Annotated in this window: 13 protein-coding genes; 11 read left to right on the top strand and 2 right to left on the bottom strand. The window is 44.4% G+C overall.

The features are described from left to right. Window positions 1-166: 166 nt before the first annotated feature. From QD47_RS06655 to QD47_RS06645, 4 genes are all read left to right on the top strand, one after another. The gene (locus QD47_RS06655) at window positions 167-349 is read left to right on the top strand and encodes a hypothetical protein (protein WP_044645379.1); all 183 of its coding nucleotides are present in this window, start codon (window positions 167-169) and stop codon (window positions 347-349) included. 681 nt (window positions 350-1,030) lie between these two features. After that, the gene (locus QD47_RS32080) at window positions 1,031-1,171 is read left to right on the top strand and encodes a hypothetical protein (RefSeq protein WP_161797156.1); all 141 of its coding nucleotides are present in this window, start codon (window positions 1,031-1,033) and stop codon (window positions 1,169-1,171) included. 638 nt (window positions 1,172-1,809) lie between these two features. Next, on the top strand, window positions 1,810-2,385 hold the full coding sequence (locus QD47_RS06650; RefSeq protein WP_044645378.1) for a TetR/AcrR family transcriptional regulator: 576 nt from the start codon (window positions 1,810-1,812) through the stop codon (window positions 2,383-2,385). A gap of 210 nt (window positions 2,386-2,595) precedes the next feature. Continuing rightward, window positions 2,596-3,636: an NADH:flavin oxidoreductase gene (locus QD47_RS06645; protein WP_200893393.1), complete on the top strand. Its 1,041-nt coding sequence runs from the start codon at window positions 2,596-2,598 to the stop codon at window positions 3,634-3,636. A gap of 240 nt (window positions 3,637-3,876) precedes the next feature. On the opposite strand, the gene QD47_RS06640 is transcribed toward QD47_RS06645, so the two are convergent. Beyond that, entirely contained in the window at window positions 3,877-4,800 is a 924-nt protein-coding gene (locus QD47_RS06640; RefSeq protein ID WP_044645377.1) for a helix-turn-helix transcriptional regulator, read from the bottom strand. Window positions 4,801-4,889: 89 nt separating this feature from the next. Here QD47_RS06640 and QD47_RS06635 point away from each other — a divergent pair, with 89 nt between their 5' ends. After that, window positions 4,890-6,323, top strand: a complete 1,434-nt coding sequence (locus QD47_RS06635) for a glycoside hydrolase family 1 protein (protein ID WP_044645376.1) — start codon at window positions 4,890-4,892, stop codon at window positions 6,321-6,323. A gap of 573 nt (window positions 6,324-6,896) precedes the next feature. Beyond that, window positions 6,897-8,483: a sensor domain-containing diguanylate cyclase gene (locus QD47_RS06630; protein ID WP_044645375.1), complete on the top strand. Its 1,587-nt coding sequence runs from the start codon at window positions 6,897-6,899 to the stop codon at window positions 8,481-8,483. 221 nt (window positions 8,484-8,704) lie between these two features. Here QD47_RS06630 and QD47_RS06625 read toward each other — a convergent pair whose 3' ends face one another. Continuing rightward, window positions 8,705-9,586 (bottom strand): AraC family transcriptional regulator, encoded by an 882-nt coding sequence (locus QD47_RS06625; protein ID WP_044645374.1) that lies wholly within the window; start codon window positions 9,584-9,586, stop codon window positions 8,705-8,707. Between the two features lie 136 nt (window positions 9,587-9,722). Here QD47_RS06625 and QD47_RS06620 point away from each other — a divergent pair, with 136 nt between their 5' ends. The 5 genes from QD47_RS06620 (at window position 9,723) to QD47_RS06600 (ending at window position 20,054) form a co-directional block, all read left to right on the top strand. Beyond that, window positions 9,723-13,073, top strand: coding sequence for a tetratricopeptide repeat protein (locus QD47_RS06620; protein ID WP_044645373.1), 3,351 nt, complete (start codon window positions 9,723-9,725; stop codon window positions 13,071-13,073). Next, window positions 13,066-14,352 (top strand): cellulase-like family protein, encoded by a 1,287-nt coding sequence (locus QD47_RS06615; RefSeq protein ID WP_044645372.1) that lies wholly within the window; start codon window positions 13,066-13,068, stop codon window positions 14,350-14,352. The genes QD47_RS06620 and QD47_RS06615 overlap by 8 nt, the downstream gene beginning before the upstream one ends. Window positions 14,353-14,374: 22 nt before the next feature. Next, window positions 14,375-16,732 carry a beta-galactosidase gene (locus QD47_RS06610; protein WP_044645371.1) on the top strand — a complete coding sequence of 786 codons (2,358 nt, stop codon included), beginning with the start codon at window positions 14,375-14,377 and terminating at the stop codon, window positions 16,730-16,732. A 90-nt stretch (window positions 16,733-16,822) separates the two neighbouring features. Then, window positions 16,823-17,617 (top strand): Nif3-like dinuclear metal center hexameric protein, encoded by a 795-nt coding sequence (locus tag QD47_RS06605; protein WP_044645370.1) that lies wholly within the window; start codon window positions 16,823-16,825, stop codon window positions 17,615-17,617. A gap of 82 nt (window positions 17,618-17,699) precedes the next feature. Further along, window positions 17,700-20,054 (top strand): glycoside hydrolase family 2 TIM barrel-domain containing protein, encoded by a 2,355-nt coding sequence (locus tag QD47_RS06600; RefSeq protein WP_044645369.1) that lies wholly within the window; start codon window positions 17,700-17,702, stop codon window positions 20,052-20,054. The last annotated feature ends 212 nt before the right edge of the window (window positions 20,055-20,266 follow it).

The following is a 20,266-nucleotide window of genomic DNA, read 5'->3' as shown; positions in this document are numbered from 1 at the left end:
TTCTAATTTAAAAAATCAACGTTTACAGAATCGCCGGCCGATGTGTTTATAATAAGCACATCGGTTTTTGCTTAGTCTCTCAAAAGTATGTCGACAAAGTTGTCATCTCTTTATGGCATGTTAGGATAGGTGGGAAGTGACTCAGTACATATTTGGAGGAGATTTGATGGGTAACGTAAACAGAAACAACATTAGCGATAAGTTCAATCAGTATCAGGTGTTCAATACATCTACGGGAGAGGAACTAGATGGTAACGTTATCGTAATTAACCCGGTTGAAGACCAAGCTGCATTAGCTGCACTGATCACGTATGCTAGAGTAACCTCCAATGCCCATAGTTCGATCTGAAATACTGGATTGGATAACAAACATAGCTCCTCAGTCTGGGCAAGAATTACATGCAGAGGATCCCGGAGATGCAGCCAGGATAATTCAGCAATTAGAAAAAGAAATTCTAGAGTTGAAAGAAAAGTTTGAAGCTATGGAACTTGCAATCGGATGATATGAAAAAGGGCGTAAAGAGTTAGCTCGAGCAGCTTGTATCACTGGATCTTAAGGGGGATAGTATGGAGCCAAAGAATAGAACAGCGTTGAACTGCAAAGGAGCGATGCTGGCGGATTTTACATATATTATGAGCGAAAATTGTACCTGTAGCATTCGAACTTAATCTAATTTTGGTATTAGTATGTTTGTTACCGCTTAAGTTTATGATTCAATTACTGTATTAAACCATAAACTGATTATAGTTTTCTTGTTCATGCCATAGGCCTGTGTTACCAGTTGCATGAATTAATACTTCTCCCTTTTCTGGGAAGGAACGAGTGATTTCTTCGAGCTCCAGCACTTCTGGACGCCTGTTTGATGAGGGAGAAAAATTTTAGAACTAAGTTTTTGTCCTCAGTCATGAATCAAAGAAGACTAATAATAAGATCGGGCATAGCAAAGTAATTTATACACGATATACGTATAAAATTTATTATTTATGACCATACTTCATAATATTAAAGATAGTATTAGGAGCCAAGAATATGAATAACGAAAATTATGAGAAAGCACAGTCTCTAATTTTAGACTCTGTTCAAGATGAAAATAAAGACTTTTTCTTTAGTTCAGCTTTATCGGGTTCAGAAAGAACAAATTTATTAATTGAAGAAATATTGTCAAGATAATGCAAATACATATTATATGAGACCATCTATGATAGATTTCAAATTTCCTAAGATATGCTTCGAAGTATGCTTCAGGAATTTAATGTTCCTGTGTTCGCCAGAACATCATTGAATTAATTTACTGTTTAGAGGAGATACTTCGTAATATTAAATTTAAACTCCTGATAATTGATAGTTTTAAGAAAATTGAATTTACTAAGTTTAAGTTTAGCAATATTTGAATATCTAAAAGAATTCAATAAAAGAGTCAAAGTGGTATAAGTAAGTATTAACAGCCAAATTGTTGGAGTGTATTTAATACTACAAAATATGGATCAAGGATTATGTTTCTGTAGAAGTATAGAAGGCGAAAAGATTAGCAATTTAATTTAAATGAATATAGCATTTTAACTGAGACTGTTATCTAATATTAGATAGTGGTCTTTTTGCTGTGTATAATTAAGATAAAAATATCGCTAAAAATCTGTATCCATTTTCATGCATAAAGATACAAAATGATTTTGCGCTTTTTCTCACTAATTATGACAACACACACTTATCAGGCTTCAACTTTTGTGGGTTTATTGAGAATAATCACCAAATAGATGAAGAGATATTTTATTGTTGACTACATGGTCAGGAAGTGATAGTTTTACCCTATGAGCAGACCAAGAGAATTTGATGTCGATCGTGCATTGCAGCAGTCTATGGAAGTGTTCTGGAATCAAGGATTCAAGTCAACCTCTTATGAGGATCTTACTCGTACGACAGGGGTCAAGAAGCAAAGTTTGTATTGTGTATTTAATGACAAACGCTCATTGTTCCTCAAAGCGCTGGCACTCTATCGCGAACAGAGCGTAGGGAAATTGAAGGAGATCGAAGCACAAGCCTCATCTCCGCTTGATAAACTGGATTCTTTGCGCCATTCACTTTTAGACGACGAATCCGGCTGCCAAGGATGTCTAATGGTGAATTCCTCACTGGAATTCGGAACAGATGACGAGCAGGTCACGCTAGAAAATGAGCTAATGTTAGAAGAGGTTCAACAGATTTTAGAGAAGATCATCCGTAACGGTCAGGAACAGCAGTTAATTTCGAACCGTTTTTCTAGCAAAGAGCTTGCAGCTTATCTAAATAACACCATGCTGGGTGTAAAAATTATGGAGAAATCCGGTTCATCGCGTGAACAGATCGAGGCGGTCTTGCGTACGTCTTTTGCCATGATGTTGCCTTGATCTTTTTTTTGTCTCATTCTTGACTTTGTAGTCAAGAACTGATGCTTTGTTGTAGTGAAGGAGGGTTTAACAATGAAATTTGAGGAGGTGGGGCTTTTCGATAAAGTTCTTTGAACGATTCATCTGTAAGTCAAGCTGATATTAACATGGGTCATGGTCGGTGAAGCGATCTAAGCATTTTATAAAAAAACTAAATTTTTGGAGGCTATTATGAATTATTCTCAATCAGTAGAACCGCTGTTTCAACCTATAGAATTAGGCAACTTAAAATTATCCAATCGGATCGTGATGGCACCGATGACTCGTCAATTTTCTCCGGACGGTATACCAGGTACAAATGTCGCTTCCTATTACCGCCGCAGAGCGGAGAACGGTGTGGGTCTTATTGTGACAGAAGGAACGGTAATCAATCATCGGGATGCATCCAATCAAGTTAACGTGCCGCACTTTTATGGCGGAGCTGCACTAAATGGCTGGGCGAACGTAGTGTCAGAGGTACATGAGGCCGGTGGACGGATCATTCCACAGATCTGGCATATGGGAGCTAAAGGTCATGTTGGCGATTATTCGGAAGCTGAAATTACTGAAATCGTTCAGGCATTTGCACAGGCAGCTTCTGAGGCGAAGCGTCTTGGGTTCGATGGTATTGAGTTACACGGTGCGCACAGCTATCTGATTGATCAATTCTTCTATGAGAAAACCAATCCGCGTACAGATCGTTATGGTGGGGATATGCTTGCACGCACACGCTTTGCAGTTGAAGTCATTGAGGCTTGCCGTGAGGTAGTTGGACCGGAATTCCCGATTGTTCTGCGTTTATCACAATGGAAGACTGATGATTTCCAAGCTAAATTGGCAGAAACTCCGGAATTGCTGGAGCAATTCCTGACGCCACTTGTTAATGCGGGCGTCGATATTTTCCACTGTTCCACACGACGTTTCTGGGAGCCGGAATTCGAGGGCTCTGATCTGAACTTTGCCGGATGGACCAAAAAGTTGACTGGCAAACCAACAATTACGGTTGGATCTGTTGGCCTTGACGGTGAGTTCACGAGTCTTTTCACCGAAGGAAAAGGAGCCAATAACGTCGGTATCGATGGACTGGTTCAACGACTTGAGAATGAAGAATTTGACTTGGTGGCAGTTGGACGTTCGCTAATGGTCGATCCTGCATGGGCTAAGAAAATTCGTAAAGGACGTATAGACGAACTAATTCCTTTTACTTCAGAAGCGACTAAAGTACTTACTTAAGAATACACCATAGCTCTATGGATCGGTTTGGCGACAAAGTCAACGCCGAGCTTGCAGGAGGGGTTAAACGCTCCAAAACTGCAACGGAGGCTCTTCAGTTTATTTTTGGCTTCATGATTTATGAATTAGTCTGCTGTCGGAGGACGAGAACTTTGGTATCATGCCCGTTTTGATGATCACCTAATTACACTAGGAAGCGACGATTTAAGTACAAGGTTAATCCAAATGTTAAATATGAAATCAAAAGGTGATCATTTGCAAATGTTCTACCGCATCGATATGTCGCCTGAGCAGTTCCTGCCGAATATGGGGAGGTTTAACCACGGTCAACTCCGCTCCAAATGACATCAGGAACGAATACAATTGTTCCCCCTCATGTACTTCCAGAGAGACGTGCAGCCTGCCATCAGGTTGCTTTTCAATCCGGGAGGGTTCAAAAAAATCATGCACTCTGTACGCAATGGTACTAGAGAATATCAGTTTCATGGAAACTGGAGGACTGGTAACGTGTTTTTCGGAGACCCTTAATCCCGCTGTCATGCTCTGATCGAGGGGCTTTGACAGCAGTTTGAGCTCAGAGACCCTTTTCATCTTGAAAGTCTGTGCTTCTGTAATGCTCGGCGTGCTCTGTTCGTTACCTTTGAAGTACCAGGTGTTATTTTTGAATATTAATTTGACAGGTTCGACGGTCTCTAAACTTGGTTCACCATTGGAGTCGATATAATGAAACGTCATAAGCTGTTTCGTGAGTATGGCCTGCTTCACCTGATTGAACAGTTCTCTCTCCTGCAGTGAAATGCTGCGCCAGGGGAAGAAATCGAATTCGATCCATTCCAGCTTGTGATCAAACATCGCGGTCAACCGTTTCAGCATATGGGCACTGTTGAGATGAGGGATGGCACTGACGCTGTATAGTCCAAGCAAAATTTCATTTTGATCGTCTTCGGACAAGAGAGACTTGTCCATGACAAAGTTGTCCATAAGATGAATGCCGCCATGTTTTCCGGTTGTGGTGTACACAGGAATGCCTGCTGCACTCAGCCTGTCGATATCACGGTACACCGTGCGCACGGATATTTCGAACAAACGGGCCAGTTCCGGGGCGGTCGCTTTCTTTTTCTCCAATAACAGCAGCATCATTCTGAATAATCGGTTATTTTCCATGCCATGATTATACCATGACAGAAGGTGTCAGGGTATGGATGTTACACTAGTTTTGAAGTCTTGATGAGACATTGGAGGAGGAACTGGTTATGACAATGAAAGATGGATTTTTCTGGGGTGGAGCAACGGCTGCCAATCAATTTGAAGGTGGATGGAACAAGGGCGGCAAAGGCCCGAGCACTTCCGATATGATGACAGGCGGAACCCACACGACACCGCGGCGGATCACGCCTGTACTTGAAGAGGGAACGTATTATCCGAGCCATGAAGCGGTTGATTTTTATGGACATTACAAAGAGGATATTGCCTTGATGGCCCAAATGGGATTTAAAATGTTCCGCATGTCGATCAACTGGTCAAGAATCTATCCGAACGGTTACGATCTGGAGCCGAACGAAGAGGGATTGCAGTTCTACGGTAACGTTTTTGCCGAGTTGAAAAAGTACAACATTGAGCCGCTGGTGACCATTTCCCATTATGAAACGCCATTCGGTCTGACCGAGAAGTATAACGGCTGGGCATCACGGGAAGTTATCGATTGTTACATCCGATATTGTACAACCCTCTTCAACAGATACAAGGATCAGGTTAAATACTGGCTGACCTTCAACGAGATCAACTGTCTGACGATGCCGTTGGGGGCTTATATGGCCGCAGGTATTCTGTTCGAAGGCAAAGAGACGCTGACAGATGGGGTCGATGATCCGCAGACCCGCTTCCAGGCGCTGCACCATCAATTTGTGGCAAGTGCGAAGGCGGTCAAGCTAGGGCATGAGATCAACCCCGATTTCCAAATCGGCTGTATGGTCGCTTTCATGACAACGTACCCGAACACATGCAATCCGGACGATATTTTGCTTGCACAGCAAAAGGACCAAATTTCGAATATGATCTGTGGTGATGTGCAGGTCAGAGGGGCGTATCCCGGGTTTGCCAAACGCTTCTTTGCCGAGCAGGGAATCCGTATCGAGATGCAACCGGAAGATGAACAGACACTGCGGGAAGGGTGCGTGGATTTCTACTCCTTCAGCTATTACATGTCCATGGTCGAAAGTGCGGATGATTCGCTGGAGAAAACAGGCGGTAATCTGCTGGGCGGCATCAAAAATCCATATCTGGAGTCGTCCGACTGGGGATGGCAGATCGATCCAAAAGGTTTGCGTTACACGCTGAATCACCTGTATGACCGTTACCAGATTCCACTGATGGTGGTAGAGAACGGCCTGGGTGCTGTAGATGTGGTGGAGGAAGATGGTTCAATTCAGGATGATTATCGCATTCAATATTTGAGAGGTCACATTGAACAAATGAAGGAAGCGGTAGCAGACGGCGTGGAGCTCATTGCTTATACGATGTGGGGTTGTATCGACCTGGTTAGTGCTTCAACAGGCGAAATGAAAAAACGCTACGGCTTCATCCATGTCAACAAAGACAACGATGGCAATGGTGATCTGAGCAGAACGCCGAAGAAGAGCTTCTACTGGTACAAAAAAGTCATTGAATCCAATGGCGAAGAATTGTAGCCAAATTTGTTTTTGCCCAAGCACAAGAATAGCATGCTTAAGAAACCGTGATAATTGCGGTTTTTTTTGTTTTCTCTATAGGGGTTATTCAGACAGCAAATTTTATGGCTAGCTGCAAAAGGACAATAAACAGAACCTCGTTTGGGGCCCCCGCAACAAACTGCTGGTTTAAAAGGTTCTCATGAGAAAAGCCTGTTTCCCATCTTGGTTGTGTTCGGCTACAACGCTACAGCGTGTTCGTGGAGATGCCCAAGATGACCTTTTCATTGCCAAGTTGATGGAAATGACTTGCTAGATATCATGTTGCCTGAAGTGCCCGAGTGAAACATGTTCGAGTTCCCTAGGCCCTTGCATTTTGCAATTGTCGACAAGTATATGTCTATAAAAGGAACTGGTTGTCGGTGAACACCGTATTCATCGGTAAGCTGGAATTCGCCTATGGCGGCGGCATTTTGCCAGTCTTCCTCATTTATATTATGAGAAGATGGAGTTCACCGACTAATTGTCGAATAACCTCAGAATTTGATGTATTATGGATTTAATAAGTTTTCAGGAACCAGGGAGGGTCATAGTTTGTCTACACCGAGAAGAGCCGAACATCGTCAAAGTAAAAAGCTAAGTCTCATATCGTTGCTTACGGGCTTGGTGACGCTGGTGGTTCTGCTAACCTCAAGCATTCTTCTGGTTGGTTCTTATGAGTCCCAAAAGAAATCATTGACGGAGACGACGCTCCATCTGAATTACTCCAACGCTGATCGCATTTCCAAGACGATGGATTCTTTATTTAGATCCATGCGCGGCAGCTTGGAATACAGTGCCGATAAACTTTCCGATGTTGATGCCATGACTTCGAACCAAGTGGATGATTATTTAGATCTGATGCGCAACAGCAGCAATTTCTTCAATTCCATCACAGTGGTCGAAGCCAACGGGCTGATCCGCAATGTAGCGCCGGCTAGAGTGGGAATGGCAGGTCGGCGTATCACGTCTAAGGCCAGTCTGGAGGCTTTGGCACTCCAAAAACCGTATATTTCTTCCCCATACATGACTTCAAACACTAAGAGACTAATCGTATTTATGAGTCAACCGATTTTCAGCAGCTCCGATAAATATCTCGGTATTTTGAGTGGCACGCTTTATCTTCAGGAGAACAATATCCTGTCTGATATTTTTGGCAACAGTAATGTGGACGATTCCGGTTCTTATTATTATATTGTGGATTCCAACGGACGCCTGCTGTATCACCCAGACAAGCAGCTCCTCGGGGAGGATGTCAGCAGCAACAAGGTAGTGCAGAAGTTGATGAAGGGGGAAAGCGGGGAACAGCAAGTTCGCAACACCAGTGGCGTCGAGATGCTTGCCGGGTACTCCAGTGTCCCGACCAACGGATGGGGAATTGTGGTCGTTTCGCCGATTAGTCTAATCCATCATCAACTGATGGGCCACATTCGGACAATTCTCTGGTATTCGTTGTTTCCGTTCATCATACTGCTGATAGGAGTCATGCTTGTAGCGTACAGGTTGGCCCGGCCTTTTGTCCATTTGGCAAATCTGGTGAGCAAGATGGGCAAGGAAAAGATTGTGATGCCGGAAGCGAAGCCACATTGGAGCCAGGAGGCCGATTTGCTCACCAAGGCCGTATTGCTTGCCGTGTTGAATATTCAGAAGCAGACGGATCAATTGACCCAGGTAGCTGTGACGGATGTTCTGACCGGATTAATGAACCGAAGATCGCTTGAAAATACGATGAGTCAATGGATGGCCTCTGGTCTGCCGTTTTCGCTCATTATGCTGGATGTAGACAAATTTAAATTCGTAAACGACACCTACGGCCATCTCATCGGTGACGAAGTTTTGAAACATGTTGCCGAAGTTATAGTTACCTCGCTTCGCCCGGATGATGTCTGCTATCGCTACGGCGGCGAAGAGTTCGTCATTCTGCTGAACCGACCTGAGGAAGCCTTCAACGTAGCGGAAAGAGTCCGTCGGGCTTTGGAACAAAGCAGGGCTCCCATTCCGACACGAGTTACGGTCTCTCTGGGCATCGCCCATTATCCTTTGCATGCGTCAGAGCGGGAGGAGCTGATAGAGAAGGCGGATCAGGCATTGTACCTGGCCAAGAGCAGAGGAAGAAACAGAACGATAGTCTCTGAGGGTTAGAGTAACTCCTCAAAATGCTTACAACCAGCAAATTTGCGCGAAATGGACTGTAATCTATTTCTGACCTCTCAGCCGCCGCCTCTTCTTGTTATAATTTTATTGATAATAAATTAATTGGTTGGTGGACCAACCAATTATCATCTTTTAATTAGGTATACTGCCGGTCGTAAGGGATCATCCATGAGAATGGTGCATGCAGTGAACGGGGGGCTCATCTATGGTCAACCCTTCAGATTATTTCGGTATTCCAAAGGAGAGCAGCCCATTATTTTTTTGAACAGTCTGGAGAAGTAATAAGGGTCCCTAAAACCGAGTTGTATGCTAATTTCTTTAATAGAAGCATTCGTTAAGTCCAAAAGCTGACTGGCCCTCTGTATCTTCATTCTTAAATAGTAATCGACAGGAGAGTAGCCGGTTGATTGCTTGAATATCAAGTTCAAATGCTGCTTGGATACCTGAACATGCCGACTAAGCTCCTCCAACGAAACGGTGGATTCCAATTGTTCGCTCATATAACGTGTTGCCTTATCAACATGACTCTGGTACGTACTGTCTTCCTTGCGAAATGCAACAGATAAAACAAAACTCAGCAGATAACGAACAGTTTGCGACACTTGAACTAAATGTATAATGGAGTATGATTTGTTCAATAAAAGGTCGTAACACTGATGAAATAGCTCCAGTAGTTTGACTTCATCACTGGCAGCCATCGTAACATACGTTTTAAAAGAGTCAAACAATACCATGAAATCGTCAATTTGGTCCCCTTGGAGATGAAACCAGTAAATCGTCCAAGGATCTTCATTGTTAGCCCCATAAGCATGCGGCATGTTCCTGGGAATGTAAGCAAAGCTTCGCTCCGTCATGCAAATGGTTATGTTATCCTCCGTTCGTACCCAACCTTTTCCGCTGGCACAATAAATGAATATATGAGAGTCACAGCCATGCGTTCTTTCACGAAAATGATGGCGGGCATGGCTAAAGCAGCCTATATCCGTAATATATAGATTGTTTGTAAGCGGATTCAATTTTAATTCATTCAACATATAGGGTGGAAGGACATATAACTTTTCACCCTCAAATCCATCAGCTTTCTTATTCATAATCTAGTCATCTCCCAGCCGGGTGCAGCTCTAATGAAGAAATACGTATATAATCCATCATAAACAGTGGATTGTCAATTGTCTGTAATGTCGCTTACTTGTAAGCTCTGAATATAAGAGCGACTACAAAGGAGTGATGGATTTGAGCAACTTCGATGCTAAGGCACGCGTGTGGGAGGAGACCGTGCAGATCCCTACGTACGGAATTGGCAAACCCGACAAAAATCCAATGTTTCTGGAGAAACGTGTCTACCAAGGAAGTTCCGGTCGAGTGTATCCGCATCCGGTAATTGATAAAATTGAGGATGATAAGAAGCTCGAAAATTATCAATTGGTTTTTCTGGAAAATAAATATTTGCGTATTGAGATCATGCCAGAGCTGGGAGGTCGCATATATCGTGCGGTCGACAAGACCAACGGTTACGATTTTGTTTATTATAACAGGGTCATCAAACCAGCGCTTGTTGGCTTATTGGGGCCGTGGATATCTGGAGGCATTGAGTTCAACTGGCCGCAGCATCACCGTCCCAACACTTACGGACCCGTCGAATATAAGTTGGAAGAACATGAGGACGGAAGCGCGACAGTATGGGTGAGCGAAATTGATCGAATGTTCGGCACTAAAGTAACCGCTGGTTTTACACTTCAACCGGATAAAGCATACCTTAAAATTGGGGCCCAGCTATACAACCGGACTGCCGAGCCTCAAACGTTTCTATGGTGGGCAAATCCAGCCGTAGCGGTACATGATCACACTCAATCTGTTTTTCCTCCGGACGTATCAGCCGTGTTCGATCATGGAAAGCGAGATGTATCCCGTTTCCCCATCGCTACGGGCATTTATTATAAAATGGATTATTCTGAAGGCGTAGATATTTCTCGATACAAAAATATTCCTGTCCCCACTTCATATATGGCCTATAAATCGGACTACAATTTCATAGGTGGTTACGACCATAGGAAGCAAGCCGGGCTTTTGCATGTGGCCAACCATCATATCTCTCCCGGAAAAAAGCAATGGACATGGGGCAATGGCGAATTCGGCCAGGCATGGGACCGGAATCTGACTGACGAAGACGGTCCTTACATCGAGTTGATGACGGGTGTATATACCGATAACCAACCGGATTTTACTTGGCTTCAGCCGTATGAAGAAAAATCGTTCTCGCAGTATTTTATGCCTTATAAACATATTGGTATGGTCAAAAATGCTTCAATTGATGCAGCTGTAAGTTTGGACATTGATCGCAGCGAAGGGATAGCACAGATTGGAGTCTATGTGACTTCTCCATTTCGTAAAGCCGTCGTGGAATTAAGCAGCCAGCGGAGAAACTATATTAAAGAATCTGTAGATTTGGAACCTAGTATGGCCTTTGTACAGAAAATCGATCTCTTGGCTGAGGATGATGAAGATGAACTATGCTTAACCGTCAAAGACGCGACAGAGAGGGAGCTGATTAGCTACCAGCCGAAGAAAAAGGAAGTTGAACAGATGCCTGCTGCGGCAGCCCCCCTGCCGGAACCGGAGGAATTAAGAAATAACGAAGAGTTGTATTTAGCAGGACAACACTTGGAGCAATACCGTCATGCCACCTTCGAACCCGAGGCGTATTATCTTGAGGGTTTGAAAAGAGATGAGAAAGACAGCCGCATAAATGTAGCGTATGGTACGTTGCTTCTCCGTAGAGGGTTGTATTCAGCAAGCGAAGCGTGCTTCCGTAAAGCCATTTCGCGGATAACCTGGTGCAACTCTAACCCCTATGACGGTGAGGCCTACTATCAGCTTGGTTTGTCACTAAAACACCAAGGACGGATGGATGAAGCGTTCTCTGCATTTTATAAATCAGTATGGAGTGCGGCATGGCAAGACAGCGGGTATTTCTCACTTGCGCAGATTGCGACAGAAAAAGGGAACTATGAAGAAGCATTGGAGCTCGTGGAGCGTTCGATCATCCGAAATGATCGTAATTACAAAGCACGCAACCTTAAGTCGGCCATTTTTCGTAAGCTTGGCAACTACGAAGCGGCAATAGCTTTTTCCAGGGAAACGATTACGCTCGATATCGCCGATTTTGGAGCTTACCGTGAGCAAGCATTATCATTAGAGGCTCTCGGTTTACGATCTAATGCTAGAACGGTCTTCGAAGAGTTGAAAAAATGGATGCGTGGAGATGTGCACAACTATATAGCCATAGCCTCGGACTATGCGGCGGCAGGACTCTATGAGGATGCCGCATTCGTGCTGGAAGGAGCTCCAGAGCAGGCGCAAACCTACCCTATGCTTCATTACGTTCAGGCCTTCTGCTATGCTAAAATCGGCAAGCTTGAGCAGGCGAACAGGACTCTCGTTCATGCAGCCGAAGCGGCACCCGATTACTGCTTTCCTAACAGTCTGTTTGAGTTGGATGTGTTGCAATTTACAGTTCGAACGAAACCGGGGGATGGAAAGGCACATTATTACTTAGGCAATTTACTCTATGATAAGAAACGGCATTTGGATGCCATTGCTAGCTGGGAAGCATCTCGTTCCATTGATGATACCTTCCCCGTCGTTCACCGTAATCTTGCTCTTGGATATTTTAACAAACTAGGCCAAATAGAGAAGGCTCGCCATTCGTTAGAGCAGGCCTTTGCGTGCAATACTTCAGACGCGCGTGTTCTTTATGAGCTTGACCAGCTTTATAAGAAGCTGAACATCAAGCCCGACGAAAGATTGAACCTGCTGGAGAGTTATCCGGGGATCGTAAAGCTTCGTGATGATCTGTTTTTGGAATATGTAACCGTTCACAATACGATGAAGCAGCATAAGATAGCGTTGTCCTTGCTGGCAGGGAGAACATTTCATCCATGGGAAGGCGGAGAGGGTAAGGTAACCGGACAGTATAGGCTTGCCAAAATAGAGCTTGCCAAGTCCGACCTGAGGTCTGGACGGATTGAACAGGCTGTAAGAGGGCTGCGGGAGGCTTTAGTTTATCCGGAGAATCTTGGGGAAGGTAAGCTAAAAGGTTCCCAGGATAACGATATCTACTATTATTTGGGCTGCGCGTATGAGCGATTCAAATTAACAGATGAGGCAACGCTGGCCTTTTCCACGGCCTCTCAAGGACTGGAGGAACCCATCAACGCCATGTATTACAACGATCAACAGCCGGATATGATATTTTACCAAGGATTAGCCTGGAAGAAACTTGGTCATGTAAAGGAAGGCAATCGCCGATTCAACAAGCTGATTGATTACGCCGAAAGGCACTTGTTTGAACCCGTGAAAATGGATTATTTCGCGGTCTCGTTACCCGACTTTCTCATCTTTGAAGATGACCTGAATATTCGTAATCAGATCCATTGTACTTATATGAAAGCACTTGGCTTGCTTGGATTAGGGCGACAGGACGAAGCTATCCTGCATTTTGAATCGGTGCTTAAGCTGGAAGCTAACCACCAAGGAGCATTGAATCATATGAACTGGGAGGGGAGCTCAAATGAGTAATCTCTTGAGAAATGTACCGCGCAAATTGACGATCACAATGTGGGACTTCTCTTGGTATACAATGACACAGGAAGGTGAGCCTTACAGCGATCTTGAAGCCCGTTTTAGAGAAGCGGTCGAAAGAGGCTACAATACGATCCGAATATGTGCTATGCCATTCATGTTGTTTACGGCGGATGGCAAACGCCCCGGACCCTTGGAGTTTGCGAACCTTGGGGAAGTAGGCCAGCGTACGCGCTGGTATAACTGTTGCGGCGGCGCAGTGCTGGATGGGCATGCTCATTTGCTTGAACTGTTTAGACAAGCAAAGGCTCATAACTGTTACATTATGTTATCCTCTTGGGAATATCAGCAGAGTCCCAGCTTCCTGGCTCATGCTGAGCTTAGAGATGAATTAGCTGCAATTCCTCCTAAGGAAAGATTTATGGCCATCGCAAGGTCGATGGATCAGTTGATTCGTTTCGTTACAGCAGAAGGCTATAGGAACCAGATTATCTATACGGAGTTGCATAACGAAGTGGAGTTTGGGCAGTTAAACGCCGTTGGAACGTCTGAAGGTATAGCAAAAACGAATGTACCAGCGCTTATTGAAGCCATGCAGCCCTACGTAGAGGAAGCTGTTGGATATCTTCGCCAATGTCATCCCGATATGATGATGACGGCCAGCTATACGTTAAATGAAGCCTACCCTAAAGCTTACGTCGCGCGCAATATGCAGGTTGCCCATTTTCATCTTTATATTAAAGGGATGCTCAATGAGCTTATGGAAGCGGCAGGGCTTGATGATGAGCTGTCGCCATTCCCCAATCCCTTTGTACAATCCCTATTAAGAGAAGACGCACCTCCATTTGCAGAGTGGACCCTGCCTCCGGAGCAAAATTGGCGGATGGAAGGCAATCCGGTTGGCATGAGGCTTATTTATTTGCACGACTGGGTGGATCCCGATCAATGGGATTTGTTTTTGTACGATCGGTATGGAGATCATAAAATGGCCATGTTGCAGAAGGCGGACTCCCGATTGGAAGAAATTCATGAATGGACCCGTCATTCGGGCATTCCAATTGTCATAGGAGAAGGCTATGTAGGCTACACGCCGCTGTATGCCCAATTTGAAGAAGGCCCAGTCGGTAAATTTATCGCTGAATATGTGCTGCGAAAAGGAATGGCACTTGGATTCTGGGGAATGACCCTCTGCTCCAACTGTGCTCCGCATCATCCATTCTGGAATGATGTAGCTTGGCAGCGCAAGTGGAATCAATTTATCCTGAATTCAATATGAACGAGTGAGGTGAGTGAACTTCATGAGAAACTATCGAATTACGGTCACAGACGATCACAAGCATATTGTTAAAGGACATATCAAGCTTGGCGGCACCCATCCTAAAGGAGAGGAGATCGGATTCACCAACTATTTTATGGAGAAGGATGGAGAGCCCTTTTTCGGCATTTGTGGTGAATTCCATTATGCCCGTTATGATGAACGCTATTGGGAAGATGAAATGATTAAAATAAAAATGGGCGGCGTAAACATCATTGCAACTTATATTTTTTGGAACCTACATGAAGAAGTTGAAGGTGTTTTTAATTGGAGTGGGAACAAAAATCTTCGCCGTTTCATAGAGTTGTGCGGGAAACATCAGCTATACGTCATGATTCGGATCGGACCCTTCAATCATGGGGAAATTCGAAACGGCGGTATGCCGGATTGGTTATTCGGTCGGCCATTTGAGGTTCGTTCTAATGATGAGGGGTACCTGTTCTATACGAGAAGAATGTATAACGTAATCGGTACCCAGGTTAAAGGATTGTTATATAAGGAGGGGGGACCGATCATCGGTACCCAAATCGAAAACGAGCATAATCATTCATCTGCCCAGTGGGGATTGACTGTAGGGATTAATGATATGTGGTTAAACTGCGGAAGTGATGGTAATTCGCATATGTTAAAACTTAAAGAAATAGCCTTGGAAGCAGGGATTGATACTCCGATCTATACGTGCACAGGATGGGGAGGAGCCACAACGCCTGTACCTGATATGCTGCCTTTATGGGGCGGGTATGCCTACTGGCCATGGATCTATTACGAAGAGGGACGTCTGGAGGGGAAGGACGAGCATCCTGCGACACCGGAATACATTTTCCGAGACAAGCATAATAACAAGATTCCAAAGAGCTACAATTTTGAGCCCCAATACGCCCCCGAAGATTATCCGTACGCTTGCTGCGAGATGGGTGGCGGCATGGTTCAGTTTTATAAATACCGGTTTGCATTTCCCTATCGTAGTGTTCCAGCGATGACTGTCATGAAGGTTGCAGAAGGCTGTAACCTGATCGGGTACTACATGTATCATGGGGGTTCGAATCCTCGTGGTGAGGTTAACCCGTTCACAAACGATCTGGCCACACCTAAAATATCCTATGATTTCAATGCCATGATCGGTGAATTCGGTCAAGTAAGAGAATCATACCAAAGAACAAAGCTGCAGCATTATTTTTTTTCAACGTTCCAAAAGCAATTCTCCCTGACGAAGACTATTCTGCCAAGGGATACGTCCCAAATGGACCCTTATGATGTGGATACCTTACGATATGCAGTGCGCTCCAGTGCCGGATCGGGGTACCTGTTTCTAAATAATTTCCAAGACCATGTCGTAAATGACGACCTGTGCGATTTTAAGGTAAGCATTGAACTGCCCGAGGAAACGATTGTCATACCTAGTCAAGGGGAGCTGACGTTAGGACGTGATTGTTTCGCCATATTGCCATTTAATTTCAATCTGGATGGAATAAAGCTCAAATATGCAACGGCACAGCTGATAACAAGGATAGAAGAGGCTGGAGAAGTATATTATTTTTGCTTTGTACCGGAGGGCATGACAGGAACCTATGCAATGGAGTCAAAAGATATGATCAGTGCCACCATCGACAAAGGTTCGATAGAGCAAATGGATGGGAACACGATCATTAAGCTTGCTGAAGAGGAAGATAGTCTCATCCACCTGGTATCTGAAAGTGGCAAAAAAGTCTCCATCTACACGATGACTGATGAGCAAAGTCTGAAATTTTGGAAGGTAAACCTGCAAGGTCGGGACAGAGTCATAGTGACAAGTGCCAATGTACTTGTATCTGGAGCTGAGATAAAGCTGGAGTCAACGGACCAGGAAATGGTAAGCCTGAGTGTATTCCCGGATTTTGACGCCTCAATCACATCCATTTCCGGCGGAGAGCTACTTGAAATAGCAGAAAGTGAATTATTTAAAACGTATCGTTTAAAGGCTCCCAAGAAAGAAATCCATTTCAATTTGAAAAGGGTTAATAACGATAAATTCACTCTTGATTTCAATGTAAATGCGTTTGACGGAATCAAGGAGGCTCTACTGCGTATCGATTATACTGGAGACATCGGTTATGCTTTCATTGATGGCGAATTGATTCACGATAACTTCTGCAACCATACGACCTGGGAAATAGGTTTGAAACCATTTGAACATCGGCTTATCGAGCAAGGAATGTATGTGTATGTTTCCCCCATTCGAAAAGGTAAGGTTCTCAACAGCAACACTACCATGGCTGGCTGGAAAGAGACGACAGAGGAACGAATCGTGGACATCGGCTCGGTCAGCATTGTACCTGTGTATGAGATCAAAATCACCATGTAACCCGGGCTGTTTTACTAAAAGGAATAGCTCCTATGACTGAAATAAAATGGTACAATTGATGTACATTCTCCATGAGGAGGGGATACTTGTATGACCATGACTATGGGGCAGATTGTGAACCATCTGGCCAAGGGAATAAGCACACCTAACACGACCGTAGATCTGCTTAATCCAGGGTATTTGGATACTGAGGTGCAAGGAATTGTAACCGCTTTCTCAGCGTCGCAGTATGTGATAGAACAAGCTATTTCTCTAGGCGCAAATTTTATCATTACGCATGAAGGCATTTTTTATAGCCATCAGGGGATGCAGGAATGTTTACGACATGACCCCGTTTTTTTGCAAAAATCTCGCCTGATTGCCGACTCGGGTCTAGGTATTTATCGTTTTCATGACACCATACACCGTTATCAGCCGGATGGAGTGATGGTTGGACTTCTCCAGGCACTTGATTGGCACACCTATGTTGTGAAACAGCAGCCGACGTCCGCCATTTTGACTATTCCAGCTATGGAAGTTAAGGAGGTCGCTGAATATATCAAAGCCAAGCTTCATATTCGTTATGTACGGGTAGCTGGCGAGCTTTCCATGCCATGTGAACGAGTGGGAATCTTAGTAGGATACAGGGGAGGTGGTGATCTAGCCATTCCATTATTTCTAAATGAAAATGTAGATTTAGTCATTGCCGGTGAGGGCCCAGAATGGGAAACGCCAGAATATGTGAAAGACGCTGTCTATCAGGGCAGAAGTAAAGCCCTTATTATGCTGGGACATGCTGAAAGCGAAGCACCTGGTATGAAATATCTTGCTGATGTACTTTCCGCCCAATTTCCAATGATCCCCGTACACTTTGTTGAAGATCGCCCGGTGTTTCAAATATTGTAATTGAGAACACGTCTATTGTGATGATAAAGCCTGTACTGTTGTTATATCCGTTCATCAATTTTTATGAAATGGAGGCAAAATGATGGGAAGCAGAGTGATTACGCCATTCAACACAAAATGGAGATTTATGGGAGGTAATTACACGGGTGCCGAGAAGATGGATTATAACGATGAGCAATGGCGGCTCCTTCAAGTCCCTCATGACTGGAGTATAGAACAATCCTTTGATCCACATATGCTGTATGGCGGGAATCAAGCTTATTTGCCCAGATGGTCTGTCGGATGGTACCGAAAGCATTTTAATGTGAAGCCCTCTTCTCCAAAACAGCGCGTATACATACAATTTGATGGTATTCACAATAACAGTGAGGTTTGGATCAATGGGCATTTTGTGGGCAAGCGGCCTTATGGATATGTTAGTTTTCAATATGATTTGACCCCATATATTCGGTGGGGTGAGGATAACGTGATTGCTGTCAAAGTGGACAATACGACTCTTCCGCCTGACAGATGGTATTCGGGATCCGGTATTTATCGTAATGTCTGGCTGATTTGTACGGATTATATTCATGTAACCGAATGGGGGACTTACATCACCACACCTGAAATTTCGCCAGATGAAGCCAAGGTGAGTGCCAAAATCCAAGTTACTAATCATCATAAGCATGCCATAGAGTGTAATATTGTGACTGAAATTCTGGACTCACAGGGACAAGTAAAAGGAAAAATTGAAAACCGAGTGACTCTTTCGGGCTTTGAAACGGGCGAAATGGAGCAAAAAACGCGGGTTTTAGAGCCAGAATTATGGTCACCGGAGAACCCAGTGCTCTATGAAGCCCAAACCATCATTTATTGCGACAATAAAGAGGTAGATTGTTATCGAACCCCTTTTGGCATAAGAGAAGTGAAACTGGACGCTCAAAAGGGTTTATTTCTGAATGGAAGCAGCTTGAAGTTAAAGGGAGTTTGCATTCACCATGATTTAGGCTGTCTGGGAGCTGCTTACCATGATACGGCCATGAAAAGAAGACTACAGAAGCTGAAGGAAATGGGCTGTAACTCGATTCGTTTTGCCCATAATCCGATGGCACCTGAATTGTTGGATCTTTGTGATCAGATGGGGTTCCTGGTAATTGACGAAGCTTTTGACAAATGGAAATCTCTTTCTTATGAGCATTTATATGATGAATGGTGGGAAAAGGACCTGGAGGCGATGCTCGTAAGAGACAGGAACCATCCCAGCGTTTTCATGTGGAGTGTTGGGAATGAAGTAGAGAACCAGGGCCAACCGTCCATGCTCAAAATGTTGGAGCAACTCGTCGCCTTTTGCCATGAAAATGACCCCACCCGGCTTGTTACATGTGCGCTTGAGCCGCATAATACACCGATCAGCTTGCATGATGGTTCGATTGAAGCCAAGGTAGAGCATACCAAGCTGCTGGCACAACGAGTGGACGTTCTGGGGTTAAACTATCAGGAGCAGTGGTATGAGCACTACAGAAGCGCCATGCCGGATACGCTAATCATTGGAACGGAGACTTTCCCATACTATCGTGGTAAGGATAACCGGGTTAAAGGTTATTTGCCCATGAATCCTTGGTTTGATGTCGTTAATCATGATTATGTGATGGGTCAATTTGTTTGGAGCGGGATTGACTATCTGGGAGAAACAAGCTATCCCTCCAAAGGGTGGTCCTCGGGTCTGATTGATACTTGCGGGTTCCGCAAACCTGTATCCTATCTTCAACAAAGTCTATGGTCAAATCAGCCTGTTGTGCACATTGCTGTACTTCACGAACGTATGAAGCCGGAACACAATCCATCGTGGACGATGCACTGGAAATCTCCGGGTATGGAGGATCATTGGACATTTCCTGAATACGGCGGAAAATTGATACGGTTAGTTACCTTTACCAATTGTGAGAGCGTGGAATTGATCGTGAACGATGAATCTTACGGTGAGAGAAAGCTTGCCGATTATCCTGATCATTTAATCAAATGGGAACTCCCCTATTCACCGGGCAAAATCCGGGCTATTGGCAGTAATGGAAATCAGAAGGTCTGTGAGCATGAATTAACCACTGCCGGACTTCCCTATGGTCTAAAGTTGCAGGCTGATCGGACGGTTCTACCTGCTGATGGTCATGAAATATCTCATGTAGAGGTAACTGTTACAGACCAAGATGGAATTATTGTACCTAATCAGGAATTTGATTTAACCTTTAAACTACATGGTGATGGTCGTATCCTTGGAATAGATAACGGCGATCTCACCAGTGATGAACCCTTCCAGGGAAACCAGATACGAACACACAGAGGCAGGTGTCTCGTTATTGTGCAATCCGGGTATCTGGCAGGTGAGCTGTTGCTTCAAGCTTCAGCAGATGGAGGGTTGCAGGGAGAAACCAGACTAAATATTGAGCATGAATACAAATGACAGTTCAAGGTTGAGGAAGCGGTCGATCTGACACGTGAAGCGGATGTAGCCGTATTGGTACGGCAGCAGTGCCGCCAGTTCGGCGTAGCCTTACGGATACGGTAACGTCCGAGCTTGTGATCGAGCGTTCATGATAGGCCTGATGATTCATTTTGGAGCTTGGCGTTTTTTCACTCGTCTTTGTCCTTTGAAAAACAGTCGAGTTTAAAATT

This window comes from Paenibacillus terrae (assembly GCF_000943545.1).
Classification (GTDB): Bacteria; Bacillota; Bacilli; order Paenibacillales; family Paenibacillaceae; genus Paenibacillus; species Paenibacillus terrae_A.
Note: the sequence above shows the minus strand (reverse complement) of the source record. Positions and strands in the feature narration are given on the sequence as shown.

Excerpts from the sequence above, each read along its gene's own strand:
- QD47_RS06615 (WP_044645372.1), top strand. The coding sequence starts at position 13,066 with ATGAGTAATCTCTTGAGAAATGTACCGCGCAAATTGACGATCACAATG.
- QD47_RS32080 (WP_161797156.1), top strand. The coding sequence starts at position 1,031 with ATGAATAACGAAAATTATGAGAAAGCACAGTCTCTAATTTTAGACTCT.
- QD47_RS06600 (WP_044645369.1), top strand. The coding sequence starts at position 17,700 with ATGGGAAGCAGAGTGATTACGCCATTCAACACAAAATGGAGATTTATG.
- QD47_RS06610 (WP_044645371.1), top strand. The coding sequence starts at position 14,375 with ATGAGAAACTATCGAATTACGGTCACAGACGATCACAAGCATATTGTT.
- QD47_RS06645 (WP_200893393.1), top strand. The coding sequence starts at position 2,596 with ATGAATTATTCTCAATCAGTAGAACCGCTGTTTCAACCTATAGAATTA.
- QD47_RS06620 (WP_044645373.1), top strand. The coding sequence starts at position 9,723 with ATGGATTTGAGCAACTTCGATGCTAAGGCACGCGTGTGGGAGGAGACC.
- QD47_RS06655 (WP_044645379.1), top strand. The coding sequence starts at position 167 with ATGGGTAACGTAAACAGAAACAACATTAGCGATAAGTTCAATCAGTAT.
- QD47_RS06635 (WP_044645376.1), top strand. The coding sequence starts at position 4,890 with ATGACAATGAAAGATGGATTTTTCTGGGGTGGAGCAACGGCTGCCAAT.
- QD47_RS06650 (WP_044645378.1), top strand. The coding sequence starts at position 1,810 with ATGAGCAGACCAAGAGAATTTGATGTCGATCGTGCATTGCAGCAGTCT.
- QD47_RS06605 (WP_044645370.1), top strand. The coding sequence starts at position 16,823 with ATGACCATGACTATGGGGCAGATTGTGAACCATCTGGCCAAGGGAATA.
- QD47_RS06625 (WP_044645374.1), bottom strand. The coding sequence starts at position 9,586 with ATGAATAAGAAAGCTGATGGATTTGAGGGTGAAAAGTTATATGTCCTT.
- QD47_RS06640 (WP_044645377.1), bottom strand. The coding sequence starts at position 4,800 with ATGGAAAATAACCGATTATTCAGAATGATGCTGCTGTTATTGGAGAAA.